Genomic DNA, 26,460 nt, shown 5'->3' with positions numbered 1-26,460 from the left:
CGCCCGCCAGCCCCACGAGGAGCGCCATGCAGCCCGCCGACGCCGCCCCGGCCGCCACCGAGCCGCCCGCGCCGGGCCGCTCCGGCGCGACGGGCACCACCGGCGAGGAACGGGAGGACGCGAGCGTCGTCCCCCAGCCGCGCAGCGCCCCGGTCGCCGGGGCGCCGGCCGTCCCGCATCCCCGCCCGGCGACGGAGCCGGACACCGCCGTGGCGTCATCCGGCGAGGCGGGCGCACCGCCGCGGGACGACACCGACGGCGAAGACGGCTCCGGCTCCGTGGCGGTCGCACCGCCGCACGGCGGGCTGACCGAGCGGGAGCGGGGCATCCTCACCTTCGAACAGCAGTGGTGGCGGCACGCCGGCGCCAAGGAACAGGCCATCCGGGACACCTTCGGCCTCTCGGCCACCCGCTACTACCAGTTGCTCAACGGGCTGCTCGACAACCCGGCCGCCCTCGCCGTCGAACCGGTGCTGATCGGTCGGCTCCGCCGGTTGCGGTCCTCGCGGGCCCGTAACCGGCGCCGCTGACCGCTGTCGCCCCCGAGGGCCGGTTCCCGGCCCCGACGAGTCGGTTGCGACCGGCCGGTCCCGTTGTCGTCGCCCGCCGCGTTTTGAGGGGCGACGTCGACCTGGCACCGCGCGGGCCGCCACTCTTCCCTCGACCTGGCACTGCTCCGGGCGACCCACCACTCTGCCCCCGCCGCCGGGACGGAATGTCGGCGACCGGCGCGGGTACGCGGGTGTCGTTCCGGGCCGCGTCTCGCGGCCGGTTCACGTTCCGGGCCGTGACGTGGCCCGGGGCCGAGGGAGGGAGCGGGCGATGACGCAGATCAACCCGAGCCGGCCACCGGACGGTGCGACCGGCACCGCACAGCAGGCCCGGCAGGAGGCGTCCCGGGTCGGGCACCAGGCGGCCCAGGCCGGCGGCCAGGTCGCGCACGCCGCCGCCGAACAGGGCGGACAGGTGGCCTCGGAAGCCCGACGGCAGGCGCGCAACCTGACCGGCGAGGCCGGCACGCAGTTGCGCGACCAGGCCCGGGCGCAGCAGCACCGGGCCGCCGACGGGCTGCGCGGGATCGGGCGCGAGCTCGGCTCGATGGCGGAGCGGAGCGAGGACTCCGGGATGGCCGGCCAGGCGGTCCGCCGGATGGCGGACGCCGCCGAGCAGGCGGCGGGCTGGCTCGACGAGCGCGAACCCGCGGCGGTGCTCGACGAGATGCGCTCGTACGCACGCCGGCACCCGGGCACCTTCCTGGCCGGTGCGGCCCTGGCCGGCATGCTGGTCGGTCGACTCACGCGCAACCTGACCGCCTCGGGCGACGGGGCGCGGGGCACGGGCCAGCCGTCGACCCCGCCGGCCGCCGCGCCCACCGGACCGGGCATGGCGCCCACGCCGGCCGGGCCGCAGCCGTACGAGCGGACGGTCGAGGCGCCGTACGTGGCCGAGGAGGCGTACACCGGGACGGCCCGGGTGCGCAACGCCTCGCCGCCCGGCCGGCAGGGGCCGGACATCCCGGGTGGGGTGGCGCCGTGAGCGCCCCCGAGAAGGAACGGACGCAGTCGGTCGGCGAGCTGCTGGGCGACGTGACCCGGGACTTCTCCACGCTGGTCCGCAAGGAGGTCGACCTGGCCAAGGCGGAGCTGCGCGAGGAGGCGGGTCAGGCCGGCAGGGTCGGCGGCATGTTCGGCGGGGCCGCGTTGGCCGGCTTCCTGACGGTGCTGTTCGTGTCCTACGCGTTGTGGTGGGGGCTGTCCAACGTGATGGACCAGGGCTGGGCGGCGTTGATCGTGGCCGTCATCTGGGCCGCCGTCACGGGTGTCCTGCTCGGCAGGGCGCGCAAGGAGATGGCGCGACTCCGCGTGGTGCTGCCTCGCACGAAGCAGACCGCAGGGGAGATACCGGACGCGATGCGCGGCCGGTGAACCAGCCGGGAGGGAGCAGATCATGTCCAACGATCCGGACCGGATCCGGTGGGAGATCGAGAACACCCGGAACGAACTGAGCAGCGACGTCGACGCGCTGGCCGACAAGGTCAATCCGCGGCGGGTCGCCGGTGAGCGCGTCGGGCAGGCCCGCGGCGCATTCACCCGGGCCAGGGAGAAGGTGATGGGCGTGCAGTCGGACGGGCACGGTGCCGCGCAGCGGATGTCGCAGGCGACAGGCCAGCGGATGTCGCACGCGGCCGATTCGGCGCGAGGGCTCGGGGAGCAGTCCCGGGAGCGGATGTCGCACGCGGCCGATTCGGCGCGGGCGCTCGGCGAGCAGTCCCGGGAGCAGATGTCGCACGCGGCCGGGTCGGTGCGGGAGGAGGCCCGCTCGCTCGGGCAGCAGTCCCGCCAGCAGGCCCAGGGCAACCCCCTCGCGGCCGGCCTGATCGCGTTCGGCGCCGGGCTGCTGGTCTCGTCGCTGATCCCGGCGAGCCGTCCCGAACGGCAGTGGGCCGGGCAGGCCAGGGAGATGGTGAGCGAGCACTCCGACCAGCTGCGTGCGCAGGCCGGACACCTGCGGGAACAGGCCAGCGAGGTCGGCCGCGAGGTGGGCCAGGGGATGCGCCACAACCTGCGCGAGCCGGCGCAGGAGGCGGCCCGCGCGGTCGGTTCCACCGCCGTCAGCGGCGCGTCCGCCGTACGGGAGCAGGGCCGGTCGGCCGCCCACCAGACGCAGGGGCAGGCGCATGAGGCCGCCGACGACCTCCGTCGCCGCTGAGGCGACCCGGGTGGTCGGGGCGGCGCGGACGATGCGGGTACGCTCCGCGTCCGCGCCGCCGCCCGGCCGGCCCGTCAACGAGGACCTCGTTCTCCGGTTCGGGCCGCTGGCCGGCGTGCTGGACGGCGCGACCGTGCCGGAGGGCTTCGACACGGGCTGCGTGCACGGGCCGTCCTGGTACGTCCGGCACCTCGCGGCCCGGATCGGGCTGGCCGAGGCGGCCCGCCCGACGGCGACCCTCATGAGCAACCTGGCGGCGGCGATCCTCGCCGTGCGGGCCGACCACGGCGACGGGTGTGACCTCGACCACCCGGGCACTCCCTCGAGCACCGTCTGCCTGCTGCGCGACGGCGGCGACCACCTCGACTACCTGGTGCTCTGCGACAGCCCGCTGGTGCTCGACGCCGGTGGGCGCGTCAGCGTGGTCACCGACGACCGGCTGGACGCCGCCATGGCGGCGTTGCGGGCCACGGTGGCGGCCGTGCCGGCGGGGTCCGCCGACCGGACCACCCGGTTCCGTCAGGCGGTCGGCGTGCAGCGGGAGCGGATGAACCGCACCCACGGCTACTGGGTGGCCGCTGCCGACCCGGACGCGGCGTTCCACGCGGTGACCGGCACCCTGCCGTTGCGCGGGCCGGGTGCCGTACGCCGGGCGGCGCTGCTCAGCGACGGCGCGTCGGCCCTGGTCGAGCAGTTCGGTCTGCTCGACTGGGCGGGGCTGCTGGACGTGGCCACCGCCGAGGGACCGGGTGCCCTGATCGACCGGGTACGCGTCGCGGAGCGTGACCATCCGGACCGGCTGCGCCGGCACAAGCCCGCCGACGACGCCTCGGTGGTGCTCTGCGAGTTCGAGGCCGGAGGGCCCTGAGCTGCCCGGACCCGCCTGCGGGCCGGCCGAGGGGGCGCACTTCCGGCGGCCGCCCCCGGGTCGGTAGGCGGGCTGGCTCACCGGATCGGTCGACAGCGGAGCGTGAGGTGGAACACGATGGGCTCCGACCGGCTGGTACCTTGCGCCACTCCGCCAGTCGGAGCCCGATGGGGTGGACTCGGGCCGGTGGGAGCGGCAGACTGCGGCACGTGGCGGGAACGGTCCGGTTGGAGCCGGTGGACGAGCAGAACCTGGAGCCATTGCTCTCCGTAGCGGCTGCGGAGGCGGAGCCCGGCGACGTGATGCCGCCGGTGCAGGCCCCGGCGGGGTGGTCGCACGCGCGGCGGGAGGCGTTCCGGGAGTTCCACCGGGCGAGCTTCGGGGGCCTCGACGGCCCGACCGGCACCTGCATGTACGCGATCCTGGCCGGCGGCGAGGTGGTCGGCATGATCCGGATGAGCCGCCGCGACGGGCCGGGAACCGTCGAGACGGGAATGTGGCTGGGCCGCTCCGCGCGGGGCCAGGGAATCGGTGCGGCCGCCTTGCGTGAGTTGTTGAACGAGGCGGCGGCGGCCGGAATGCGGCGCGTCGTCGCAGATACCACGGTCGACAATCACGGCGCCGTGTCAGTGCTGAAGAAATGTGGCGCTAAATTGCGCCAGGACGGCGGGAAGGTGTACGCCGAAATATGCCTCGATTCGGCGCTGCCGACCCCGTGACGGCCATTCGCCAGTTCTTTACCTTCTGACGTCCTTCCTGCTCCGCAGTGCCGGGGTGTCCGTTCCGTGTGCCCGAACGGGCACTTGTTCCCGATCTCGACGGATGGCCGTCGACAACGCGCCGGAATGTTTCGCCGATAGGTGAACGGGTACTGCCGGCCGGGTCCGATCGAACGGGACACCAGATGTGCGGTCCGGCGTGAACTGATCCCCGGCGGCCATTATCCAGACCATTGCCGTCAGGTGTCCGGCGCTGCGGGGAGCGAAGGAGAACTGATGAAAAGCGGAGCACGAATCGGGCTGGCGGTCGGCTTCGGCTACCTGCTCGGCCGCCGTCGCAAGCTGCGTACCGCACTCACCCTGGCCGCCGCGGTCGCGGCCGGTCGGGCCAGTCGGGAGCCCGGCGGACTGCTGAAGGCGGGTGGCAACCTGCTCAAGTCGTCCCCGCAGCTGGGCACCATCGGCCGCCTCGGCGCCCCCCTCGCCTCCGCCTCGAAGGCGGCCGCGACCGCCGCGGCCGGCAGCGGCGTCGACGCGATCAGCGGCAAGCTGCGCGGTTCGGCCGACGCGCTGCGTCGCAAGGGCGGTGCCGGCGGTTCGGCCGGCGGCGACCGGACGGACACCGACGCCAACGGCGGACAGCAGGGGCACCCGAACGGCGGCCAGCAGGGCCGCGGCGACGGCGGGCAGCAGGGGCGCCCGAACGGCGGCCAGCAGGGCCGCGGCGACGGCGACGGCGGGCAGCAGGGCCGTGGCGACACGGACACCGACGCCGGACAGCGGGGGCGGTGACCATGGCGGACACGACGAACCCGGGTGGCCTCGGGGACAAGCTCAGGGGGCAACTCGCCGGTGAGGCGCGGAACCTGGCCAGCGCCATCGGCGAACGCGCGATGCACCTGGTCACCGAGCGGATCACGGGCGCGACCGGCCGGCTCAGCGAGTACGCGAAGCAGGGCGGCGGTCCGGGCCTGATCGCCGCCGCCACCGGTGCGCAGAAGCTCGGCGAGGGCGGCTCACCGGTGAAGGCGATGTTCCATGCCGGAGTGGCCGGCGGTAAGGAGAAGGTCATGTCGGCTCTCGGCAAGGGCGGCAAGGGCGGCAAGGGCGGCGGCAAGAAGCTCAAGGTCACCAACATCGTGGAGGCGATCGAGGTCGGCGTGCCGGCCCGCGTCGCGTACGACCAGTGGACCCAGTTCGGCGACTTCCCGAGCTTCATGAAGAAGGTCGAGAACGTCGACACCGAGTCGGACGAGAAGCTGACCTGGAAGGCGCAGGTCTTCTGGTCGCACCGCACCTGGGAGTCCACCATCGTCCGGCAGATCCCGGACAAGCTCATCCACTGGCGCTCCAAGGGCGAGAAGGGCTCCGTCGACGGGACGGTGAGCTTCCACGAACTGTCGCCCGACCTGACCCGGATCCTGGTGGTGCTGGAGTACCACCCGCAGGGCCTCTTCGAGCACACCGGGAACCTGTGGCGGGCCCAGGGCCGTCGGGTCCGGCTGGAGCTGAAGCACTTCGTCCGGCACGTGATGACCCAGACCGTCCTCGATCCGGACTCGGTGCAGGGCTGGCGCGGCGAGATCGAGGATTCGCAGGTCGTCCGGGACCACGAGACGGCACTGCGCGAGGAACAGGAGGAGCGCGAGCGGCAGGAGGAGCGCGAGGAGCGGGCACGGGAGGAGCGCGGGCGACAGCGGCCGGAGCACGAGCCGCGCGGCCGGCGCGAGCCCGAGGAGGAGGAAGCCGAGGAGGAGCCACGCGAGGAGCGTCGGCCCGCCGCGCGCCGCCGCCCGCCCCAGCGCCGCCGTCCTGCGGAGGAGGACCGGTACGAGGACGAGTACGACGAGGACGAGTACGACGAGGGCGACTACGAGGAGGAGCCGGAGGAGGAGCAGCCCCCGCCGCGCCGCCGCGCCCCGGAGCGGGCCCGCCGCCCCCAGCCGGCCCAGGAGCGCCGCCCCCGGGAGGAACCCCGGGACCGCCGGTCCCCGGAGGCGCCCCGCCGACCCGTGGTCCGCCGCCGACGGGAGGAGCGCGAGTGACCGTCTCGACGAGCGGGGGCCCGGTCGGCGGTGCCCTGGAACGCGGCGGAGCCGGCTCGAGCCTGGCCGACGTCGTGGAGACCGTGCTGGACAAGGGCGTGGTGATCGACGCCCAGGTCTCGGTCGACGTGGTCGGCATCCAACTGTTGGAGATCAACGCCCGGATCACCATCGCCAGCATCGAGACGTACCTGCGTTTCGCGGAGGCGGTGGACCGCTTCGACATCACCCCCGAGGACCAGAAGGGCCTGTCCGACCTGGTCGGGGACGCCGCCGGCGCGCTCGGCGCGGGCGGCGCGGTGTCCGGGATCGGCGGGACCGTCGGTGCGCTCGGTGGCGCGGTCAGGGACACCGTCGGCGGGCTCGGCGCCGGCGCGGGCGAGGGTGGACAGCCCCGGGACCGGGAGGGCGGCCACCCCCGGGACCGCGACCGGCCCCGGCGGCGCCGGGACGGGGAGCGGTGAGCATGGCCGAGGAGACCGGGCTGTTCATCTACGGCATCGTGCCCTCGGACGTGGAGCCGACCCCGGACGCCGCCGGGGTCGGCGACCCGCCCGGGGAGGTGGCGGCGGTCCGGCACGGCGAACTGGCCGCGCTGGTGAGCGAGGTGAGCCTGACCGAGCCGATCGGCCGGCCGGCCGACCTGACCGCGTACCAGGAACTGGTGGACGGCACGGCGGCGGTGGCCCCGGTGCTGCCGGTGCGCTTCGGCACGGTCGTCACCGGTCCCGACGCGGTCGCCGACCTGCTGGACGCGCACCACGACCGGTTCGCCGCCGCGCTCGACGAGTTCGAGGGCCGCATCCAGTACACCGTGCACGGCCGCTACGACGAGGCGAGGCTGATCGCGGCGGTGCTGGCGGAGAACCCGACCGCCGCCGAGCTGGCGCAGCAGGTGCGCGGGCAGCAGGAGGCGGCCACGCGGCCGCAGCGGATCCGGCTCGGCGAGATCATCAGCCAGGCGGTCGAACTGCGCCGGGAGGCGGAGAACCGGCAGCTGTCCGACGCGCTCGCCCCGCTCGTCGTGGCGAGCGCGCCCCGGGCGCCGAGCAACGAGCTGGACGCGGCGAACGCCGCCTTCCTGGTCGACGAGGACCGGGAGGAAGAGTTCGTCGCGGCGGTCGAGGAGTACGCCGAGCAGCGCCGGGAGCTGATCCGGATGCGGCTGCTCGGCCCGCTCGCCCCGTACGACTTCGTCAACGCCCACCAGCTCATGGGGTGACCGGTGGACATCCTGTGGACGCTGCTGACCCTGCCGTACGCGCCGGTGCGGGGGCTGACGGCGGTGGTGAAGGTGATCGCCCGGGAGGCGGAGTCCCGGCAGCACGACCCCGTCGACGTCCGGCGCGAGCTGGAGGCGCTGGACGCGGCGGCGGCCGCCGGGGAGATCGACGCAGCGGAACGGGACCGGGGGCAGCAGCAGGTGCTGGAGCGGCTGACCGGCGGTGCCCGACGGCCGGCGCCCGCCCGGGACCGGGCCCGCGACGGCCCCGGCTCCCGGCGGGAGAACGGCGGGGCCCGCCGTCAGCCCGGCACCCGGCGGGCGCGGCAGGCGGTTGCGGAGCAGGCGCGACGGGCGTCGCGCGACGGGGGCGAGGGAGGCGAGCGCGATGGTGGATCTGATCCGCGGCGACGGCGGTCGGGCGCGCAGGAGTGAGCCCGCCGACGACTCCTACGACGACGAGGAGGAGTACCTCGAACCGGTGTCGGCCGCCGAGGCGGCGCGCGAGGGGATGCGGCAGATCGTCGAGTTGACCGGCCGGGATCCCGTGGGAACCACCTCGCTGCAGTCGTCGCGGGACGGCTGGCTCGTCGGGGTGGAGTTGGTCGAGGACCGGCGTATCCCCAGCTCCACCGACCTGCTCGGCCTCTACGAGGTGGAGCTGGACCTGGAGGGCGGCCTGCTCGGCTACCGGCGGCTGCGGCGCTACCAGCGCGGCAAGGGCGAGGTGGGTTGAGGTGACCACGCAGCCGCCGCCGGTGGTGCAGAACTCCGGCCAGGTCCTGCCCGCCGGGCACGAGCCGGCCAATCTCGGCGACATCCTGGAGCGCGTGCTCGACCGGGGCATCGTGATCGCCGGCGACATCCGGGTCAGCCTGCTCGACATCGAGCTGCTGACGCTCAAGCTGCGGCTGGTCATCGCCTCGGTCGACACGGCCCGGCAGATCGGCATCGACTGGTGGGAGCACGACCCGTGGCTCAGCTCGCGGGCACGGCCACCGGTCGAGCCCGGCCCACGGGACCCGGAGCAGGTGGAGGCCGAACGCCGCCCCCGGGTCGCCCGGGAGGCCGCCCGCAGGAAGGACCGGGATGCGTACGACGGTTGACCTCACGCCCGCCGCCGGGCCGGCCGGCCCCGCCGTCGGGGTGTGGCTGCACGGGGTCGTACGGGATGTCGATGCGGCCCTGCTCGCCACGACGGTCGGGATGGATGGCGCCGCGGTGCGCGCGGTGCGGGCGACCGGCCTGGTCGCCGTCGTCAGCACCGCGCCGCTGACCGAGTACGGCGAGGAGGCGCTGCGCCGGAACCTGGAGGACCTGACCTGGCTGGAGCGGGCGGCGCGGACGCACCACGCGGTGGTCGCGGCCCTGTCCCGCGCCGGCGCAGTGGTGCCCGCCCGGCTCGCCACCGTCCACCACGACGAGGCCCGGGTGGCGGAGCAGCTCACCGCCCGCCGGGTCGAGCTGACCGCCGTCCTGGACCGGCTCGCCGGCAACGACGAGTGGGGCGTCAAGGGGTACGTCGTGCCGGGCGCGACGCCCCGTCCGGTCGAGTCCGCCGGGTCGGGTGGCGCCGGGGCGGCGTACCTGCGGCGGCGCCGGGCCCAGCTCACCGCCCGCGAACAGGGGCAGCGGATCGCCGCCGACGCCGCTGACGCCGTGCACGAGGCCCTGGCGGGGGAGGCGGTGGCCGCCCGGCGGCACCCCCCGCAGGACCGCCGGCTCTCCGGTGCGCCCACGGCGATGGTGCTCAACGGGGCGTACCTGGTCGGGCGCGACGCGACCACCGGCTTCCGCCGACTCGTCGACGCGCTCGCCGGACGGCACCCGGAGATCCGCCTCGAGCTGACCGGCCCGTGGCCGCCGTACTCCTTCGCCGAGGAACGTCCCGCGGAGCCGGCGCTCACCGTGCGGGAGCCGGCGTGCTGACGGCGCGGGTGAGCGTCCGGTGGCCGGCCCGGGCGCTCACCCGAGGGGCGGCGTGGTGACCACGTCGCTCGCGCCGAGCAGCGCCGACGACCCGCTGGCCTACCGGCCGGTGGCCCTGGTCGACCTGCTCGACCGGGTCCTCGCCACGGGCGTGGTGATCAGCGGCGACATCACCATCGCCATCGCCGACGTCGACCTGGTCCGGATCTCCCTGCGCGCGCTGGTCGCCTCCGTCGGCGCGCTCGCCCCGCCGCAACCGCCCGACGTCGTCGTCCCGGGCGACGTCTCCCGGCCGCCGGGACCGCCGGCATGACCGCGCCCGGCGGCCCCCCGGACGAGGCGGCCCGACTCGCCGCCGCCCTCGGCGACACCCGGTGGGAGCCGCCCCGGGTGACCCCGCTGGACCGCCGGCTCGCCGTCGACCGCGACTCCGTCGAGCGGGGACTGGCCAGCCTCGTGCTCACGGTGGTCGAGCTGCTGCGGCAGCTCATGGAGAGACAGGCGCTGCGCCGGGTCGACCTCGGCGACCTCACCGAGGAGCAGGTCGAGCGGATCGGCACCACGCTGATGGCGCTGGAGGAGCAGATGACGGGGCTGCGCGAGTACTTCGGCCTGGCCCCGGAGGACCTGAACCTCGACCTGGGGCCCCTCGGCCCCCTCCTGCCCACCGACTGACACCCGCCGCGGGCGACCGGAACCGCCGGTCAGCCGGCCCGCTTCTCGGCGTACGCGGCGAGCCAGGCGACCTGGGCCGGGTCCAGGGACGGGCGGACCCGGGCGCTGGCCGCCGCCACGTGCGCGGCGGTGACCGTGGACGCGGTCAGCGACTCCCGCATGGCGGCCAGCGCCGCCTCCCGCACCAGCGCGGCGCAGTCGGCCGCCGAGAAGCCGTCCAGCTGCGCACCCAGCTCCGCGAGGTCCACCTCGGGCGCCAGCGGCACGTTGCGGGCCGAGGCACGCAGGATCTCCGCCCGCGCCGGCCCGTCCGGCGGCGGCACGTAGACCAGCCGCTCCAGCCGTCCGGGGCGCAGCAGCGCCGGATCCACCAGGTCGGGGCGGTTCGTCGCGCCGACGACCACCACGTTGCGCAGCGTCTCCACCCCGTCCAGCTCGGTCAGCAGCGCGGCCACCACCCGGTCGGTGGTGCCGCCGTCGCTGGCCTGTCCGCGTACCGGGGCGAGCGCGTCCACCTCGTCCAGGAAGATCAGGGTGGGCGCGGCCTCCCGGGCCCGGCGGAACAGCTCGCGCACCGCGCGCTCGCTCTCGCCGACCCACTTCGACAGCAGCTCCGCGCCCTTCACCGAGAGCACGTTCGCCCGTCCCGAGCCGGCCAGCGCCGTCACCAGGTAGGTCTTGCCGCAGCCCGGCGGGCCGTAGAGGAGCACCCCGCGCGGCGGCTGCACGCCGAGCCGGGCGAAGGTGTCCGGGTAGGTCAGCGGCCAGAGCACCGACTCGGTAAGCGTCTCCTTGACCTCCGTCAGGTCGCCCACGTCGTCCAGCGTCACCGAGGCCAGCTCCAGGGTGGAGGCGGCCATGGTCGTGGGGCGCACCACCTCCAGCGCGGCCGTGAAGTCGGCCATCGCCACCGTCGGCGTCTCCGCCGACTTCTGCCGCAGCGCCGCGCGCACCCCGGCCTCGCGCAGCAGCGCGGCCAGGTCGGCGGCGACGAAGCCGGGGGTACGACCGGCGACCTCGTCGAGCCGCACGTCGTCGGCGAGTGGGACCTGCCGGGTCAGCACCGTCAACTGCTCCCGGCGCAGCGCCGCGTCCGGCAGCGGGACGCTGATCCGCAGCGAGAGCAGGTCCGGGGCGCGCAGCGCGGGATCCACCGCCTCGGGCCGGCCGGTGGTGCAGACGACCGCCGCCCCCGCCCGTACGGTCTCGGCGACCACCTGCCGGAACACCGTGGCCACCGGTCCCGCCTGGTCGGCCGGGGCGAGCGCCTCGACGTCGGTGACCAGCAGCACCCCGGGACCGTCCGCGCGCGCCTCGGCCGCGGCGGCGCGCAGCCGCTCCGCGGCGGCCTGGTTGGTCAGCGCGGCGACCTCGGGAGCCCAGAGCGGGCTGACCCGGGCCCCGACCCGGGCGGCCACGGCCCGCACGAGCGCCGCCTTGCCGGAGCCGGCCGGCCCGGCGATCAGTACGCCCAACGAGACGGTCGTGCCGAGCCGACCGAGCACCTCCCGGTGGTGGAAGCCGAGGTCCAGCAGCTCGGTGAGCTCCTCGGCCTGCGCCCGCAGCCCGGGCAGTTCGTCGACCGCGGGCGGCGCGTCGTCGACGATCCCGACGCTCCGCCCGGTGGCGTCGACGGCCGGGCCGTCGGGGCGCGCACCCGGGGCGCGGGGCCGGCCCTGGGCGGTTCCGTCCGCCGTCCGTCCGCCGGCCCGCAGGCGTGCCGTGTCCGGGCCCGTGCCGGCGGAGCCGTGGGTCGCCTGGCCGTGCTCCCAGCCGACCACGGTGTCCATGGTGACCAGCGAGCCGTCGGGGTCGGCGGCGACCACGGCGAGCAGGGTGCTGGTCCAGGCGTACCCGACGCTGTTCGAGAGGCTGCGCCGCGCGGCCTCCACCAGGCTGCGCACCGAGGCGTCGGGCAGCACGTCCTGCGGCAGCAGCGACACGTCGTCGCCGGCCGTCACCACCTTGCCGAGCAGGGCCAGCCGGAGCATGTCGGGGGAGACCACCGCGGCGATCTGCGCCGGCCCGGCGAGGAGCACCCGGCCGGCCGGGGTGACGGGCAGGCGGCTGACCGTCACCTGGCCGCCGTCGCGGATCCCCAGGTTGCCCAGCATCAGGTCGTCCGCGTAGAGCAGCGCGGTGCTGGCCGTCGGCTCGGCCGGCGCGACGATGCCGGCGCTCACCCGGCGGCCCGCCAGCCGCACCGGGTCGCCGGGGCGCAGCGCCAGCGCGGTGAGCACCTCCGGGTGCAGCCGGACGATGCCCCGTCGGGCGTCCAGGGCCGCCGGCCGCAGGCTCGCGGTCAGGGTCAGGTCGGGTTCCGCCACCGCCCGACCCTAGCCGCCGGGGTCACGCCGCGCCCGCCTCCGGCGCGTTCCGTGCCCCGTGGGACACGTCACCGTCGCCGAGCAGGGAGAGGTCCCGGCGGATCAGCTCGGCCAGCCGGGCCGCAGGGTCGGGGGCGATCCCCTCCTGGGCCGGCGACCACGCCGGCACCGTCTTGACCGACATCGGCCACGCCGGTGGCGGCGCGGCGACCTCCGCGTCGATCGTGACGCCCGCGTCGGTCCAGGCGATCCGCAGCGGGTACGCCTGCCCGCCGTGTTCAACCCGGATGCTGACCGCCGTGCCGGGGTGGCCGGCCACCACCCGGCGGACCGCCTCGGCGACCTCCGCCACGGGGTCGCGGGGTTCGGCGCCCCGGCGCGGGTCGACCCAGCCGGGTCCGGCGTTGCGTCCCTCGTGCCGTGCGTCGGCGTGCCCCGGGTCGGCTCCGCCGCTCGGCTGGGGCTCGCCGCCGGGTGCTCCCGACGACGCGGCGGCCTTCCCGCCCGTCGGTCCCGCGTCGGCGGCCCGCCGGCGCAGCGCCTCCTCGCGGCGCGCCATGCGGGCCAGTGTCTCGTCCAGTCCACCTCTCATCACGAACACCCCTTCTCGTGAAACGGGTCGAACCGCCAACGGTTCAGGACTTCCTCTCCCGGGTGGCCCGCTCGAGTGCACGGTCCAGGACGACCAGCAGGGCGTCCCGCACCGAGAGCCGGTCCCGGGCGTCGAACTGCACCAGGGGCACGTGGTCGCCGACGGCCAGCGCCCACCGGATCGCGTCGAGGTCGTGCGCCAGCCGCCCGTCGAAGGCGTTCACCCCGACCACGAAGGGCAGGCCGGCCCGTTCGAAGAAGTCGATCGCCGCGTAGCAGTCGTCCAGCCGGGCGCTGTCCACCACGACGAGGGCGCCGAGGGCGCCCCGGGCCAGGTCGTCCCACATGAAACCGAACCGGGCCTGCCCCGGCGTGCCGAACAGGTACAGCTTCAGGCTGCGGTCGATGGTGACGCAGCCGAAGTCCATCGCCACCGTGGTGGTGGTCTTCGTGGAGCGTACGCCCGGGTCGTCGATACCGATCCCGGCGCTGGTCATCTCCGCCTCGGTGGTCAGCGGGGCGATCTCGGAGATCGCGCCGACCGTGGTGGTCTTGCCCACGCCGAAGCCGCCGGCGATGAGGATCTTCACCGGGATCGGTGGCGCGGCGGCCGGCGCGGGCCGGGGCACCGCGGCCACCCCGGTGGCCGGCGACCGGTGCGCCGGCGGCGGCGCGGACGCGGCGGGCTGCGGTCCCGTCGGGGAGCCGTACCGGGCGGCGGCGCTGTTGGCGGCGATCCCGCCCAGCGGGGCGACCGGCCATTCAGGAGATCGCACGGAGTCCATCAATCACTCGCAGGATGATGTCGGGGTCGAGGGCGTCGGCGCCCTCGTGCACGTCCAAATGGCCCGCCGCGCGGAGGTCGCCGACCAGCACCCGGGTCACGCCGAAGTGCAACCGGGTCCGCGCGGAGATCTCGGCGACCGAGATCGGCTCGCCGCAGAGTGCGACGATCGCCTGCAACTCGGGCGCCAGCCAGGTCGGCGGCGTCGCCCGGTCGGTCGCCGTGCGGACGGTCACCTGCGTCTCCAGCCCGATCGCCGGGTCGGCGCCGGCGACCCGCCCGGCGGTGAGCACGAACGGGCGTGGGCCGGCCGGCCCGTCCTCGGGCGCCGGGGCGGCCGTGGTCGCCGGCGGCCCGGGCGGGGTGTCGTGCGCAGACGACGCGCGCAGGTAGGGCCGGATCCGGAACGTGGGTTCCGGGTCCGATCCCTCGCCGGCGACCTCGTGGGTCATTGCTGAGCGGCGTTCTTCAGCTCGGCGATCAGTTTCGGGGTGAGGGCGCCGCCGGCCCGGCCGGCGAAGAGGGTCATCTCGTAGGCGACGGTGCCGAGGTTCGCCGACCGGTCGGCGACCACCCCGAGCACGGAGCCGCTGCTGATCGCGCTGATCAGCAGGTAGCCCTCGGCCATGTCCACGACGACCCGGTTCAGCCCGCCGAGGGCGTACCAGCTCGCGGCGCCACCGGCGAGGCTCGTCATGCCGGAGACCACCGCGGCGAGCCGCTCCGCGTTCGAGCGGTCCTTGATCGCCGACATGGCCATCAGCAGCCCGTCCGACGAGACGGCGATCGCCTCCAGCACGCCCGCCGTGCTGGAGGTGAACGAGTCCAGCAGCCAGTTGAAGGTGCGTGCCTCCGGGCTCAGGTCCCCGGCGCCCGGGTTCTGGTGGTCGACGTTGTCGTGCAGGAAGGGGCTGGTCACCGTGATGTTCCCTCTTCGTAGCGGTGGTCTTGACTGACTTCACGCAGAGCGCGGGCGACGCCCGCCTCGAACTCGGTGAGGAGGTCGCGGACCTCGTCCGGGTTCTCGGGCGGGCTGTCGGGCTGTCGGGCGGGCGTGGCGGTCAGGTTCGCCCCGGGCACCCGCCGGGTCAGCCCGGTCGGCGTACCGCCCGCCGGGGCGCCCCGGCCCAGTTCGGCCCGGCGTACGCCCGACTCGACGGCCTCGACGAGGGCGCGGGCGGCGGCCGGGTCCGCGGCGACGGCCTCGACCGGCCCGGTCACCGGCGGTCCGGCCGGGCGCAGGGTCGCGCCGGGTACCCGCTGCCGGATGCCCGGCGGATCGGCCGCGGCCGGACCCCGTGGCTCGGTGCCGGCCGGTGCCCGCAGTTCGACGCCGGCCGGCTCGCCGGTGGAGATGAACGCGTCCCACGAGGCGCCAGACTCCATGCTGCGGGTGGCGCGGCTCAGCAGCGCCGCGTCGAACCCCGACGGTGGGGCCTCCGGCGCCGCCCCGACCGCCGCGTGGTCGCGGGCGCCCTGGGCCGCGTCGGGTCGGGCGGCCTCCGGCGCGTGGTGGCGGGCGCCCTCCGGCGCGTCGGCGGGGGAGTGCCCGTCGCGGGCGGGTACGGCGGCCCGGGCCACGGTGACGCCCGCCCGCTCGGCGCGCTGGATCACCAGCGACGTCTCCGGGACGTCCAGGTGCGCGGTCACCCCGCCGCCGGCGGTCGGCGTGAGCCGCACCTCCCAGCCGTGCCGGCGGGCCAGCCGACCCACCACGAAGAGCCCCAGCACCTCGGTCGGCGCGAGATCGAGCCGCTCCCGCCGGGTGAGCCGGGCGTTCTCCTCCGCCAGCCGTTCCGGGGTCATGCCGATGCCCCGGTCCACCACGGTCAGCCGGGCGCCGGAGCCGGTCGGCTCGCCGCCCACCACCACGCGGGTGTGCGGCGGGGAGAAGACCGTGCCGTTCTCCATCAGCTCGGCCAGCGCCAGGACGAGGTCGCCGACGGTGCCGGGCGCCACGGACACGCCGGGCGGGACCTGCACGTCGACCCGGGTGTAGTCCTCGATCTCGCCGAGCGCCAGCCGGACCACGTCGCCGAGCGGCACCGGCGCCACGTGCGGGTCCGCGCCGGCCGAGCCGGAGAGCACCACCAGGCTGCCAGCGTTGCGGCGCAGCCGGCTGGAGATGTGGTCGAGCCGGTACAGGTGCTCCAGCCGGCCGGGGTCGGTCTCCTGCCGCTCCAGCCGGTCGATCAGCGCGATCTGCCGGCCGACGAGGTTCTGCGTACGGCGGCCGACGTGGCCGAACATCTGGGCCACGTTGCGCCGGCCGGCGACCTGCCGTTCCACGAGCCGGGCGGCGGTGCTCTGCACCCGGTCGAACGCGCGGGCCAGGTCGCCGATCTCGTCCCGGGCGCGCACGTCGACCGGGTCGAGGCGTACCGGGCCGGCGCCCTCGGTCTCGTCGTCGGCGACCCGGGTCAGCTCCGCCTCGGCGACCCGGGCCACCCGGTCGGCGGAGCGGGTGAGCCGGGTCAGCGGCCGGGCCACCGTCCGGGCGACGGCGGCGCTGAGCAGCAGCACCACCGCGAGGATCAGGGCGACGATCCCCGCCACCAGGTACGCCTCGGTCAGCGCCCGACGTTGCTGGCGGGTCACCTCGGCGATGACGTCGGCGACGAGCTTCTTCTCGATGAACTGCCCGAAGGTGATCATCGAGCGGACCGACGGGAAGAGCGCGTCCAGCGGGATGTCCCTGGTCGCGCCGGCCGGGTCCAACGCGCTCCTGGCGAGGAAGTCCGCGCTGGTCCGGGCGGCCACGGCCGCGTCGTTGAGGGTCACCAGCTTCAACTGCTCGGGCGTGATCAGGCTGCGGAACCCCTGGTTGTCCGCCCGCAGCCCCGCCATGCAGGCGACGTACGAGGCGCTCGTCCGGGGCGAGCCGGTGGCCTTGACGAGCACGAGGAGGGTGGCGCACGCGCCCATCGCCTCGTCGACGCGGAGCAACCCGTCCAGGGCCAGCACCTGCCGCCCGGCCGCCGTGCCGGTGTCCACCCCGAACGGCAGCCGCAGCGCGTCGATCAGTCTCGTGCTGACCGGCCCGTACGCGGCCATGATCTGGTCCGGGGTGGAGGTGCCGGCGAGCACCGCGGCACGCACGTCGGTCAGCCCGCGTACGCCGTGCAGGGCCTCGGTCACCTGCGGTGGCAGCAGGCCCGCCGGGGTGGCCCGCAGGTCGGCGACCCGGTCGTCCACGCCGGCGGTCCGCTGCATCAGCTCGCTGCGGGTGACCCGGCCGAGCAGCAGGCCGACCGAGAGGACGCGCTCCTGTTGCAGGTCCTGCACCAGGCTGCCGATCCGGCTGGCGACGCGGACCCGGTCGGCGATGTCGCCGGCCCGTCGCGCGGCATCCACCCGGTCGAGCACCGCCGGCACGGCCAGCGCCACCATGCTGAGCAGCGGGATGACCACCAGCAGCGCGAGCTTGCCCCGGATGCGGAGCCTAGCGAGCAGCATCGAAGTGCCCCCACTGCGCGCCGCCGGGCTCGCGGGCCGACCCGGCCGGCTCGGGTCGGCGCGGTTGCGCACGCCGGGCGGCGGCCGGCTGCCACGGCGTGTCCTCCGGCGGGGTGTCGGCGCCGTGCCGCTCACGCCGGTCCTGTGCCGTACGCCCCCGGGGCCGGCGGAGGGCGGCGAGACACAAAGCGCCCAGCGCCGCCCACAGCAGCCCGGCCAGCAGCCCGGCCGCCACGGTCAGCCAGCGGTCCCGGTCCAGCTCGCGGGAGCGTTCGGTGAGCAGCGCGTCGAGTTCGTCCAGGATGACGGGCTGGAGCTGCTCGGCGGCGGTCTGCGCGTTCTGCCGGGCACCGGCGATCCGCGACTGGTCGGTTCCCGCCGCGCGGCCGGCCGGCGCGGAGTGGGCCGCCATCGCCTCGACGGCCCGCTGGTAGGTGTCGAGCGGGTTCAGCACGCTCGGGCCGAGGTCGGCGCTCTCCGAGTTGTCCACGGCGGCCCGCAGGTCGGTGACCAGGTCGCCGGCCGGCGCGAGGACGCCCACCCGGAGGGCGGCGATCTCGACGGCGGTGCGGTCGCGCTCGGCGGCGGGCCGGTCGGCGGCGAGCACGGCCAGGTCGGCCAGCCGCCCCGTCGCCACCACCGTCTCGGGCAGGTCCCGGCTCGCGTGCTGGAGGAAGAAGGAGTCCGGCCGGGGGTCGCGGACGAGCCCGGAGGTCTCCCGGACCTTGCCGTGCAGGGCCAGCAGCAGGTCGGTGGCCTCGCCGTACGCGGTGAAGGCCGCCTCCGGGTCGGCGGGGCCGCGGGCGCCCAGCGCCTCGATCCTGGCCCGCAGGCCGGCCCAGCGTTCCTGGGTGCGCAGCTCGTCGCCGATCCGCGCGTCGACGGAGGCGGCGGCCTCGACCGCGCGGGTCAGCGCCTCGCTGGTGACGGGCCGGGCGGCGACGGCGGCGGACTGGGCGTCGACCAGTGCGTGGGTGACCGGGGCGAGGGCACGCAGGTACTGCACGCCCAGCCGTTCCCGGCCGGCCAGCTCCCGGTCGTCGGCCGTGAGCTGCCAGGTCTGGACGAACAGCAGGGTCATCGGTGCGAGCAGGGCGACGAGGAGCAGCAGCGGCAGTACGCGGCCCACCGCGGTGGGCCGCCGGCGAACCGGCGGCGCGGGGACGGTCATGTCTGTCTCCTCGGACGGGAGCACGGGATGGTGGGGTGTCGGGTCGACGGTGAAGTCCCGTGCACCGGACCGGAAAACTAACCGACCAGCGGTGGCTCGATCCGGCCGCCGAACAGTCAGCTTTGCGTCATGAACCCCGAAGTGACCCGTCGGTAGCCCGTCGGGCACCCTTCGTGGCGGACGGGGGAGTGACAAGGATGGATCGGAGTGGATTTCCGACGAACATCGGAATTCACGTGATGCGAATTCATCCTCATGAGACGGTCTGGACCGCGCGGACGCGACGCCGATCGGATCAGCCGGACGAACGTACGGAGGATCTCAGCCAACGCTCAGGATCCGGGCCGTACCGTGTGCACAATGAGATCGCCGTCGTCGGCCGCGTGGATCCGGCGTGCCCTGCCCACCCGCCGGCGCGCCGTCGCCGCAGCGGTGGTCGTCCTGCTGCTCGCCGCCGCCGTGACCTGGGCGGTCCTGCCGCAGGGGCCGACCGTCCGCACCGAGGCGGCGATCGTGAACGTCCCCTCCGGGCCGGCCGGCGACGAGCCCGTCGACCTGGACACCACCCTCTACCTGCCCGAGGGCGCCTCGGCGGGGGAGAAGGTACCGGCGGTGCTGCTGGCGCACGGCTTCGGCGGCACCAAGGAGTCCGTCCGCGCCGACGCCGAGGAGTTCGCCGGGCGCGGCTACGCGGTGCTCACCTGGACGGCGCGGGGCTTCGGCCGCAGCGGCGGGCAGATCCACCTGGACCACCCGGACTACGAGGTCCGCGACGCGCAGCGGCTGCTGGACTGGCTCGCCGCCCGCCCCGACATCCGTACCGACGCCGCCGGGGACCCGAGGGTCGGCGTCGTCGGCGGCTCGTACGGCGGCGCCCTGGCGCTGCTGCTCGCCGCGCAGGACCAGCGCGTCGACGCGATCGTGCCGATGATCACCTGGAACGACCTGTCGCGCTCCTTCCTGCCGGAGAGCACCGGGAAGGAGCCCACCGAGGGCGTGTTCAAGTCCGGCTGGGCGGGGCTCTTCTTCGGCGGCGGCGGCAACGTCGGCTCCGGGCCGGCCGGGCTCTCCGGGACCAGCGCCGCCCTGCCCGAGGGGGCGCCCGCCTCCGCCGGCCCGCCCAGCCCGGGGCCGGGCGCCGGCCCGGGTACCGGTCCGGGACGGGCGCCGGCCGGGGCCGGAGACCCCGCCTGTGGCCGGTTCGCCGCCGACATCTGCGCCGCCTACCTGCGGATCGCCACCACCGGTCGGGCCGACCAGGCCGCCGTGGACCTGCTGCGCCGTTCCAGCCCGGCCGGGGTGCTCGACCGGATCAAGGCGCCGACCCTGCTCGTGCAGGGCGCGGCGGACAGCCTCTTCCCGCTCGGCGAGGCGGACGCCAACGCGCGCGGCATCGCCGCCGCCGGCACGCCCGTGCGGGTCGCCTGGTTCACCGGCGGGCACGACGGCGGCGAGGGCCCGACGAGCGACTCGGACCGGGTGAAGTTCCTGACCGTGCAGTGGCTCGACCACTACGTCAAGGGCGAGGGCGAGGCGCCGGGCGACGACTTCACGTTCTCGCGCATCGCCGGCTTCGACGCCCTCGACCGGGGGCTGGTGGCCACCGGCTACCGCTACGCCGACTACCCCGGCGTCGCCGGCACGGCCCGCCGGGACGTACCGGTCGCCGGCCCCGTCCAGCCCGTCGCCAACCCGCCGGCCGGCAACCCGGCCGCCATCTCCTCGGTGCCCTTCGCCGGCGAGTTGTCGTCGCTGCTCGGCGGCGTGGCCGGGGACATCCCCGGCCAGCACGCCCGCTTCGAGTCGGAGCCGCTGACCGAGGCGGTGGACGTGGTCGGCGCCCCGACCGTCGACGTCCGCGCGGCGTCGCCGACGGGCGAGGCGGTGCTCTTCGTGAAGCTCTACGACGTCGACCCCCAGGGTGGGGCCACCCTGCCCAACGGCCTGGTCGCCCCGGTCCGGCTCACCGGCCTGCCGCCGACGATCGACGCGGCCCGGCCGGTCACCGTCACCCTGCCGGCGATCGTGCGCCGGTTCGAGGCCGGGCACCGGCTGCGCGTGGTGGTGGCGACCTCCGACCAGGCGTACGCCACCCCGGTCGAGCCGGCCGTGCACACCGTCGCGGCCGGCGGAAGCACGGTCAGCCTGCCGACCGTGGCCGGCGACCCGATCCCCACCGCCGCCACCGTGTGGCGCTGGGTGCTGGTCGGGCTGGTCGCCGCGATCGCCGTCGGGCTCGTCGTGGTCGTCGCCGTGGTCCGCCGCCGGCACCGCCGCCAGGACAGCTCCGTGCACCCGGCGTACGCGGGCGTCCCGCTGGCCGTGCGGCAGCTCCGCAAGGAGTACGCCGACGGCTTCGTCGCCGTCTCGAACGTGGACTTCGAGGTGCACCCCGGTCAGGTCGTCGGCCTGCTCGGCCCGAACGGCGCGGGCAAGACCACCACGTTGCGGGTGCTGATGGGGCTGACCCAGCCCACCGCCGGCGAGATCTACGTCTTCGGGCACCGGTTGGTGCCCGGGTCGCCGGTGCTGTCGCGCATCGGCGCGCTGGTCGAGGGGCCGGGCTTCCTGCCGCACCTGTCGGGGCTAGCGAACCTGAGGGCGTACTGGCAGGCCACCGGGCGGCCGGCCGAGGACGCGCACTTCGACGAGGCACTGGAGATCGCCGGCCTGGGCGACTCCGTGCACCGGCGGATCAAGAACTACAGCCACGGCATGCGGCAGCGCCTCGCCATCGCGCAGGCCATGCTGGGCCTGCCCGAGCTGCTGGTGCTGGACGAGCCCACCGACGGGCTCGACCCGCCGCAGATCGCGGAGATGCGCCGGGTGCTCCAGCGCTACGCCACCGACGGACGGGCGGTGCTGGTCTCCAGCCACCTGCTCGCCGAGGTGGAGCAGACCTGCACGCACGCGGTGGTGGTGAACAAGGGCCGCATCGTCGCCTCGGGCCCGGTCGAGGAGATCGTCGGCGAGTCGCCCAGCGTGCTGTTCGACGTGACCGACCGGGAGGCCGCCCGGGCGGTGCTCGACGGTATGGCCGGGGTGCGGGTGCTTCCCGACGGCGAGGGGCAGCTCGTGGTGGACACCAACGGCACCGCCCGCAGCGAGGTGGTCGCCGAGCTGGTCCGGGCCGGCATCGGGGTGGACCGGGTGGTGCCACGGCGCCGCCTGGAGGACGCGTTCCTCGCCCTGGTGGGCGAGAACTCTCGGGGAAGCGGGGACCGATGATGGCGGGCACGTCACCCACGGCGGGCGCGGCGGCCGGCTACCGGCCCTCGGCGACCCTGCCGTTCGGCGCCGAGTTCCGGCGGCAGGCGTCCCGGCGGCGTACGCAGCTCGCGCTCGGGTTCATGGTGCTGCTGCCGTTGATCATCCTGATCGCGTTCCAGTTCGACACGGGCGACGACGACGACAACGGGCGCGGGGAGTTCGGCAGCCTCGTGGAGTTCGCCACGTCGGGCGGGCTGAACTTCACGCTCTTCACCATCTTCGTCTCGGCGTCCTTCCTGATGGTCGTGGTGGTGGCGCTGTTCTGCGGTGACACGGTGGCCAGCGAGGCGAGCTGGGGCAGCCTGCGGTACCTGCTGGCGGTGCCGGTGCCCCGGGCCCGCCTGCTGACGGTGAAGCTGCTCGTCGCGCTCGTCTACTCGGCCCTGGCGCTGCTGCTGCTCGCGGGCACCGCCCTGCTGATCGGCACGCTTCGCTACGGCTGGGAGCCGCTGCGCAGCACCGTCGCGGCCCAGCTCGAACCGGGGGAGGGGCTGCTGCGGCTGCTGGGCGTGCTCGGCTACCTGGCGGTCGTACTCCTGGTGGTGGCCGGCCTGGCGTTCCTGCTGTCGGTGGTGACGGACGCGGCGCTCGGCGCGGTCGGCGGCGCGGTGCTGCTCTGGATCCTCTCCAGCATCCTCGACCAGATCACCGCCCTGGGCGCGCTGCGCGCGTTCCTGCCGACGCACTACAGCACCGCCTGGTTGGGGCTGCTGTCGACGCCGGTGCAGACCGACGACGTGGTACGCGGGTCGATCTCCGCGATCAGCTACGCGACCCTGTTCTGGGGGCTCGCCTTCTGGCGCTTCACCCGTAAGGACATCACCAGCTAAGGCGTCGGGTCGGTCGCCTTCCGCCAGGCGCTGACCCCGATCCGGCCCGTGTTGCCGAGGTCGATCGGCCCGTCCAGCGCCACCAGCTGCGTGGGCCGGCCCTTGGCGGGCGCGATCTCCAGGCGCTCGCCGTTGGTGGCGACGACCGTCGAGTCGGTGACCAGGTTGCGCCAGAGCACGGTGGCCGCAGCGCCTTCGCCGGGCCGCAGGGTCAGCGGCCGGGGCGGTGCGTCGAAGCCCGACGTGATCTCCTCGGCCCCGTCGACGACCCGGACGGGTATCGGATCGCCGTCGCCGTCGTAGAGACGCGGCACCGGGTAGCCGTTCAGGCGGTATGGCTTCGTGCCGCAGTTGACCAGTTGCAGACTGAGTGCCCGCAGTCCCATCGCGGCGCTGACGCCCGGTGACGTGATCCGTACGCCGGACTCCGGGCATTCGCCCGCGAGGTCGGACGCCGTCTGGCGCGGCGCCGGTTCGCCGGGCCGTGGGTCGACCGGCCGGGGACCGGTCGGCATCGGTTCGACCGGCCGAGGTTCGACCGGCTGTGGGCTGGCCGGCTGTGGGCTGGCCGGCTGTGGGCTGGCCGGCTGTGTGCCGGACCCCGGCGCGCAGGCGCCGAGCAGGACGAGGCCGGCGACCGCGACCCCGACCGTCCGAACCGGACCCGGGACCGCACGTCGGTACGCGCGCCTCGTCGTCGCCCCTGCCGTCACCATCCTCCGATCATCGCACCGGGCGGGCCCCGCCGGAGCCCCGGACACCCTCGCGCCGGGCCCCTGCCAGCCGCGCGGCGGGTTCCGGGAATCTGGCCGCCGTGGCTCCGGTGGAGTGCTGTCGAGCTGCCCCAACTGTGGGACCGACCCGGACCGGGGCCACCGTTTGGGCGACGGTCGGGCCGTCCCGACCGGGTGCGGCGCCTGTCGAGCTGAATCGCCTACGACGTCACCCGTCCCGCTCGACCCCGGCGAGGTGAGAGCGGTTCCAGTGATGCTCTGGTGTCGGTGAGTGAGAATCGGGTATGGCCAATCCGTCGCCTGAGCCGCCGCCTGAGCCGTCATCCGCGTCGCCCCCTGCGCCGCCGTCCGAGCGGTCCGCCGCGTCTGTGCCCGCGCCATCCTCCGCGTCTGCGCCCGCGCCGCCGTCCGCGTCTGTGCCCGCGCCGCCGCGCGAGCCGAAAGCCTGGGCCGTGCTGGCCGACGAACGCCTGCCCGGTCTTCGCAGGCTTCCGCCGAGGCAGCGCGCGGTGTACGTGACCGTGGCCGCCGTCGTCGTGGTGCTCGGCGTGCTGTTCGCCTACCACGCCGACCTTCTGCTGGACCGGTCGACGGCCACCGATCGGGCCCGCTCGGACAGGCAGGCCGCGAAGGCGGTCGACCGTGAGCAGCCCGCGTTCGTGGCCACCGTCACGCCCCTCGACTACGACCGGGACCTGCCCGAGGCCTTCACCGTGCTGCTCGACCGGCCGCTGACCGAGGGTGAGCAGGCGGCCCTCACCGCCCTGACCGGCGCAGGGCCGGAGGTGTGGGAGTTCCTGAAGCCGCTCGGCGGCCGGATGGTCGAGCACGCGTCCTACGTGGCCCCGCGGGAGGACGGCAACGAGAATCGCGGCCATGCCCAGACGTTCGACCTGAACCTGAACAGCGACCGCGCCGCCGGGCTCACGATCAACGACATGACTGCCGTCAAGGACTCGTGCCACGCACCGACGGCGCAGACCGTCGTCACCATTCCCCCGGCGGGTGCGGAGTCCCGGCAGGGGCTGCTGTGGGACCTGACCGGTGGGCCGACGGACAAGCCGCACGGCCCGTACGCCCTGGCCGAGGGCGAGCCGGAGGAGGGCCGGCTGTACTTCCGCCGCAACGTCGTCGAGCTGGGCAACGGTCAGTCCAACATGGCCTTCCGTATCCAGCCCGAGGTGTCCACCCACACGTGCGAGTGGCACATCGTCGCCTCCTACACCGACACGACCGGTTCCCACGAGCAACGCATCCCGAGCGGTACCGGCACGTTCACCACCGAGGCCGTCCCGTCGCAGCCCGTCCAGTACTTCGAACGCCCTCCGGGCCCGGGGTGGGGCTGCCTCGGCGAGGTGAGCCAGCAGAATTGCCCGGATACCGCATCCGTACGGCTCCCGAGGCCAGCGGCCCACCGGCCGGTCCCGGGCTGAGCCGCGCGTGCTCCTGCCGCCGGAGCCGGCAGCGGTCGACGGGTCCCGGGCCGGGACGGCCCGGTCGCGGGGACGTCAGCGGGACCGGGGCCTGCGCTTGCGGGTGGGGGAGTCGGGGGAGTCCGGCGCGGTGCCCGAGTCGGCGGTCTCCTCGTCGCCGAATGTCCCGGTCACCCGGGCGTCGGTGTGGCGCAGCTCGGCCAGCGTGGTGCCCCGGAGCTGGTAGACGGCGGTGCGCCGGATGCTCAGCTCCGCCATCGGGCCGTCCGCGGGGCGGGTCAGGTAGACCACCGTCGCCCTGCCGTCGCGCACGCTGACGCTCTCCACCGGGGTGCGGTCGCCGAGGTCGACCTGGGCCTGGTAGTCCGGTTCGCCCCTGACGTTGCGCCAGGCGGCGAGGGTGAAGAAGCGGCCGGTGCCGCCCCCGTCGAGCACGACCACGCCGATGGCGTCGCCCGCGCCGTCGCCGTCGAGGTCGCCGACGGCGCACGGCCGCTGCAACTGCACCGTCGTGCCGTCCCGGTCGGACCAGCGTCCGTCGGCGAGGCGGATCGGGGCGGCGTACTCGCGGTAGCGGACCTTCCTGCTGCCGACCCGGCTGTTGCGCAGTTCGAGGCAGGTGAGCTGGTCGCCGGTGCGCCGGGGGGTCGGGGTCGCCCGGGTGGTCGTGGGGGCGGCGTCGACGTCGTCCCGCTTCGCGGCGGTGCCGGCGGGCCGGTCGGCGGACCGGCTGCGCTTCTTCCGGTTGCCCGAGGAACAGGCGGTGGTGGCCACCAGCAGGCAGGCCAGGGAGAGCGCCACCACCGGGACGAGCTTGCGACGCATTCGCGTGTTCCTTTCCGTCGATGTGCCCGCACCGTAGCGGGCCCGCGCCAGCGCCCACGCCGGCATCCTTGGGAGCGTTCCCACGAACAGGGAACAAATCGACATCACCGAATCCCTGTCGGCATCCTGGTGTCGTCCCCTCGTCCTGATCGGAGGTGCCCTGATGCTCGCTGACCGGATCGGTGGCCCGGCCCTGTCCCTGTTCCGCGTCGTCGTCGGCCTGCTTTTCCTCTGCCACGGCCTGGCCTCGCTGCTCGGGATTCTCGGCGGGAACCGGGGCACCGGCGAGGCGGTCCCGCTCGGCGAGTGGCCGGGGTGGTGGGCCGCGCTGATCCAGGCGGTCTGCGGCACGCTGGTGCTCGTCGGGCTGCTGACCAGGGCGGCGGCCCTGCTGGCGTCCGGCTCGATGGCCTACGCGTACTTCGTGGTGCACCAGCCCGACGCGCTGTTCCCGCTGCGCAACGGCGGCGAGCTGGCGATCCTGTTCTGCTGGTCGTTCCTGCTGATCGCCGTGTTCGGTCCCGGCACGTGGGCGGTCGACACCCTGCTGCGCGCCCGGCGCCCGGCCGGGACCACCTCGGTGACCGTCTGACCCAGGCCGCCGAGGGCGTCGGGGTCCGCCGCCGCCGTGCGTGGTCAGGGGGCCGGCGCGAAACCTGCGGCGTCGCTCACAGCGTGGGATCTCCCCTGAGTCCGGGCGTCGCCGGTGCTTAGACTCGCAGGCACAACTGCATACCTCATCCAGAGGGGCTGAGGGATACGGCCCGACGACGCCCCGGCAACCACCCCGCGCGCTCACCGCAGAGCGACCGGTGGGGCAGGTGCCAATTCCGTCCCCGCCGCAGGGTGCGATGCGGGGAAAGATGAGAGGA

At 75.3% G+C, this 26,460-nt stretch carries 29 protein-coding genes and 1 riboswitch; of the genes, 20 read left to right on the top strand and 9 right to left on the bottom strand.

Annotated elements, in window-relative coordinates:
* The first annotated feature begins 26 nt into the window (after positions 1-26).
* The 16 genes from V6U77_RS00970 to V6U77_RS00895 all read left to right on the top strand — a co-directional run bounded on the left by V6U77_RS00970 (position 27) and on the right by V6U77_RS00895 (position 10,167).
* Positions 27-530 carry a DUF3263 domain-containing protein gene (locus V6U77_RS00970; RefSeq protein WP_334604122.1) on the top strand — a complete coding sequence of 168 codons (504 nt, stop codon included), beginning with the start codon at positions 27-29 and terminating at the stop codon, positions 528-530.
* A 292-nt stretch (positions 531-822) separates the two neighbouring features.
* Positions 823-1,536: a hypothetical protein gene (locus tag V6U77_RS00965; RefSeq protein WP_334604121.1), complete on the top strand. Its 714-nt coding sequence runs from the start codon at positions 823-825 to the stop codon at positions 1,534-1,536.
* A complete protein-coding gene (locus V6U77_RS00960) occupies positions 1,533-1,925 on the top strand; it encodes a phage holin family protein (protein ID WP_334604120.1) in 393 nt (130 codons plus the stop codon). Before V6U77_RS00965 ends, V6U77_RS00960 begins: the two co-directional genes overlap by 4 nt.
* A 22-nt stretch (positions 1,926-1,947) precedes the next feature.
* Positions 1,948-2,709, top strand: a complete 762-nt coding sequence (locus V6U77_RS00955) for a DUF3618 domain-containing protein (RefSeq protein ID WP_334604119.1) — start codon at positions 1,948-1,950, stop codon at positions 2,707-2,709.
* Positions 2,678-3,577, top strand: coding sequence for a hypothetical protein (locus V6U77_RS00950; RefSeq protein WP_334604118.1), 900 nt, complete (start codon positions 2,678-2,680; stop codon positions 3,575-3,577). The genes V6U77_RS00955 and V6U77_RS00950 overlap by 32 nt, the downstream gene beginning before the upstream one ends.
* Before the next feature lie 209 nt (positions 3,578-3,786).
* Positions 3,787-4,296, top strand: coding sequence for a GNAT family N-acetyltransferase (locus tag V6U77_RS00945; protein ID WP_334604117.1), 510 nt, complete (start codon positions 3,787-3,789; stop codon positions 4,294-4,296).
* A gap of 276 nt (positions 4,297-4,572) precedes the next feature.
* Positions 4,573-5,088 (top strand): hypothetical protein, encoded by a 516-nt coding sequence (locus V6U77_RS00940; RefSeq protein WP_334604116.1) that lies wholly within the window; start codon positions 4,573-4,575, stop codon positions 5,086-5,088.
* A 2-nt stretch (positions 5,089-5,090) separates the two neighbouring features.
* Positions 5,091-6,341, top strand: a complete 1,251-nt coding sequence (locus V6U77_RS00935; RefSeq protein ID WP_334604115.1) for an SRPBCC family protein — start codon at positions 5,091-5,093, stop codon at positions 6,339-6,341.
* Positions 6,338-6,805 carry a gas vesicle protein GvpJ gene (gene gvpJ, locus V6U77_RS00930; protein WP_334604114.1) on the top strand — a complete coding sequence of 156 codons (468 nt, stop codon included), beginning with the start codon at positions 6,338-6,340 and terminating at the stop codon, positions 6,803-6,805. The genes V6U77_RS00935 and gvpJ overlap by 4 nt, the downstream gene beginning before the upstream one ends.
* Before the next feature lie 2 nt (positions 6,806-6,807).
* Positions 6,808-7,563 carry a GvpL/GvpF family gas vesicle protein gene (locus tag V6U77_RS00925; RefSeq protein ID WP_334604113.1) on the top strand — a complete coding sequence of 252 codons (756 nt, stop codon included), beginning with the start codon at positions 6,808-6,810 and terminating at the stop codon, positions 7,561-7,563.
* Positions 7,564-7,566: 3 nt separating this feature from the next.
* Positions 7,567-7,998 (top strand): gas vesicle protein GvpG, encoded by a 432-nt coding sequence (locus V6U77_RS00920; RefSeq protein ID WP_334604112.1) that lies wholly within the window; start codon positions 7,567-7,569, stop codon positions 7,996-7,998.
* Complete coding sequence (locus tag V6U77_RS00915) at positions 7,952-8,299, top strand: gas vesicle protein GvpO (RefSeq protein WP_334604110.1); 348 nt, start codon at positions 7,952-7,954, stop codon at positions 8,297-8,299. The genes V6U77_RS00920 and V6U77_RS00915 overlap by 47 nt, the downstream gene beginning before the upstream one ends.
* Position 8,300: 1 nt before the next feature.
* The gene (locus tag V6U77_RS00910; protein WP_334604109.1) at positions 8,301-8,669 is read left to right on the top strand and encodes a gas vesicle protein; all 369 of its coding nucleotides are present in this window, start codon (positions 8,301-8,303) and stop codon (positions 8,667-8,669) included.
* Positions 8,653-9,492, top strand: a complete 840-nt coding sequence (locus tag V6U77_RS00905; protein ID WP_334604108.1) for a GvpL/GvpF family gas vesicle protein — start codon at positions 8,653-8,655, stop codon at positions 9,490-9,492. Before V6U77_RS00910 ends, V6U77_RS00905 begins: the two co-directional genes overlap by 17 nt.
* A 55-nt stretch (positions 9,493-9,547) precedes the next feature.
* Positions 9,548-9,805: a gas vesicle protein gene (locus V6U77_RS00900; RefSeq protein ID WP_334604107.1), complete on the top strand. Its 258-nt coding sequence runs from the start codon at positions 9,548-9,550 to the stop codon at positions 9,803-9,805.
* The gene (locus tag V6U77_RS00895) at positions 9,802-10,167 is read left to right on the top strand and encodes a gas vesicle protein K (RefSeq protein WP_334604106.1); all 366 of its coding nucleotides are present in this window, start codon (positions 9,802-9,804) and stop codon (positions 10,165-10,167) included. Before V6U77_RS00900 ends, V6U77_RS00895 begins: the two co-directional genes overlap by 4 nt.
* A gap of 29 nt (positions 10,168-10,196) precedes the next feature.
* Here the strand turns inward: V6U77_RS00895 and V6U77_RS00890 are convergent, their stop codons facing one another.
* The 7 genes from V6U77_RS00890 to V6U77_RS00860 are packed head-to-tail and all read right to left on the bottom strand — an operon-like array spanning position 10,197 to position 18,496.
* On the bottom strand, positions 10,197-12,494 hold the full coding sequence (locus tag V6U77_RS00890; RefSeq protein WP_334604105.1) for an AAA family ATPase: 2,298 nt from the start codon (positions 12,492-12,494) through the stop codon (positions 10,197-10,199).
* Positions 12,495-12,516: 22 nt separating this feature from the next.
* The gene (locus tag V6U77_RS00885; RefSeq protein WP_334604104.1) at positions 12,517-13,086 is read right to left on the bottom strand and encodes a hypothetical protein; all 570 of its coding nucleotides are present in this window, start codon (positions 13,084-13,086) and stop codon (positions 12,517-12,519) included.
* Between the two features lie 43 nt (positions 13,087-13,129).
* Complete coding sequence (locus tag V6U77_RS00880; protein WP_334604103.1) at positions 13,130-13,870, bottom strand: GTP-binding protein; 741 nt, start codon at positions 13,868-13,870, stop codon at positions 13,130-13,132.
* Positions 13,848-14,321, bottom strand: coding sequence for a DUF742 domain-containing protein (locus tag V6U77_RS00875; RefSeq protein WP_334604102.1), 474 nt, complete (start codon positions 14,319-14,321; stop codon positions 13,848-13,850). The genes V6U77_RS00880 and V6U77_RS00875 overlap by 23 nt, the downstream gene beginning before the upstream one ends.
* Entirely contained in the window at positions 14,318-14,788 is a 471-nt protein-coding gene (locus tag V6U77_RS00870) for a roadblock/LC7 domain-containing protein (protein ID WP_334604101.1), read from the bottom strand. Before V6U77_RS00870 ends, V6U77_RS00875 begins: the two co-directional genes overlap by 4 nt.
* A complete protein-coding gene (locus tag V6U77_RS00865) occupies positions 14,785-17,325 on the bottom strand; it encodes a nitrate- and nitrite sensing domain-containing protein (RefSeq protein ID WP_334604100.1) in 2,541 nt (846 codons plus the stop codon). Before V6U77_RS00865 ends, V6U77_RS00870 begins: the two co-directional genes overlap by 4 nt.
* A complete protein-coding gene (locus V6U77_RS00860) occupies positions 17,312-18,496 on the bottom strand; it encodes a hypothetical protein (RefSeq protein ID WP_334604099.1) in 1,185 nt (394 codons plus the stop codon). Before V6U77_RS00860 ends, V6U77_RS00865 begins: the two co-directional genes overlap by 14 nt.
* A 360-nt stretch (positions 18,497-18,856) precedes the next feature.
* On the opposite strand from V6U77_RS00860, the gene V6U77_RS00855 reads away from it, so the two are divergent.
* Positions 18,857-21,724 carry an alpha/beta fold hydrolase gene (locus V6U77_RS00855; RefSeq protein ID WP_334604098.1) on the top strand — a complete coding sequence of 956 codons (2,868 nt, stop codon included), beginning with the start codon at positions 18,857-18,859 and terminating at the stop codon, positions 21,722-21,724.
* A complete protein-coding gene (locus tag V6U77_RS00850) occupies positions 21,721-22,596 on the top strand; it encodes an ABC transporter permease (protein WP_334604097.1) in 876 nt (291 codons plus the stop codon). Before V6U77_RS00855 ends, V6U77_RS00850 begins: the two co-directional genes overlap by 4 nt.
* On the opposite strand, the gene V6U77_RS00845 is transcribed toward V6U77_RS00850, so the two are convergent.
* Entirely contained in the window at positions 22,593-23,111 is a 519-nt protein-coding gene (locus V6U77_RS00845; RefSeq protein WP_334604096.1) for a DUF4232 domain-containing protein, read from the bottom strand. The two genes, V6U77_RS00850 and V6U77_RS00845, sit on opposite strands and share 4 nt — an antisense overlap.
* A gap of 728 nt (positions 23,112-23,839) precedes the next feature.
* On the opposite strand from V6U77_RS00845, the gene V6U77_RS00840 reads away from it, so the two are divergent.
* Positions 23,840-24,763, top strand: coding sequence for a hypothetical protein (locus V6U77_RS00840; RefSeq protein WP_334604095.1), 924 nt, complete (start codon positions 23,840-23,842; stop codon positions 24,761-24,763).
* Between the two features lie 75 nt (positions 24,764-24,838).
* On the opposite strand, the gene V6U77_RS00835 is transcribed toward V6U77_RS00840, so the two are convergent.
* Complete coding sequence (locus tag V6U77_RS00835; RefSeq protein WP_334604094.1) at positions 24,839-25,588, bottom strand: hypothetical protein; 750 nt, start codon at positions 25,586-25,588, stop codon at positions 24,839-24,841.
* Between the two features lie 163 nt (positions 25,589-25,751).
* On the opposite strand from V6U77_RS00835, the gene V6U77_RS00830 reads away from it, so the two are divergent.
* Entirely contained in the window at positions 25,752-26,180 is a 429-nt protein-coding gene (locus V6U77_RS00830; protein WP_334604093.1) for a DoxX family protein, read from the top strand.
* Between the two features lie 142 nt (positions 26,181-26,322).
* A riboswitch (SAM riboswitch) is annotated at positions 26,323-26,458 on the top strand.
* Positions 26,459-26,460 lie beyond the last annotated feature (2 nt).

This window comes from Micromonospora sp. CPCC 205546 (assembly GCF_036902715.1).
Taxonomy (GTDB): domain Bacteria; phylum Actinomycetota; class Actinomycetes; order Mycobacteriales; family Micromonosporaceae; genus Micromonospora.
The sequence above is the reverse complement of the archived record's forward strand: the minus strand, read 5'-3'. Positions and strand labels throughout refer to the sequence as shown.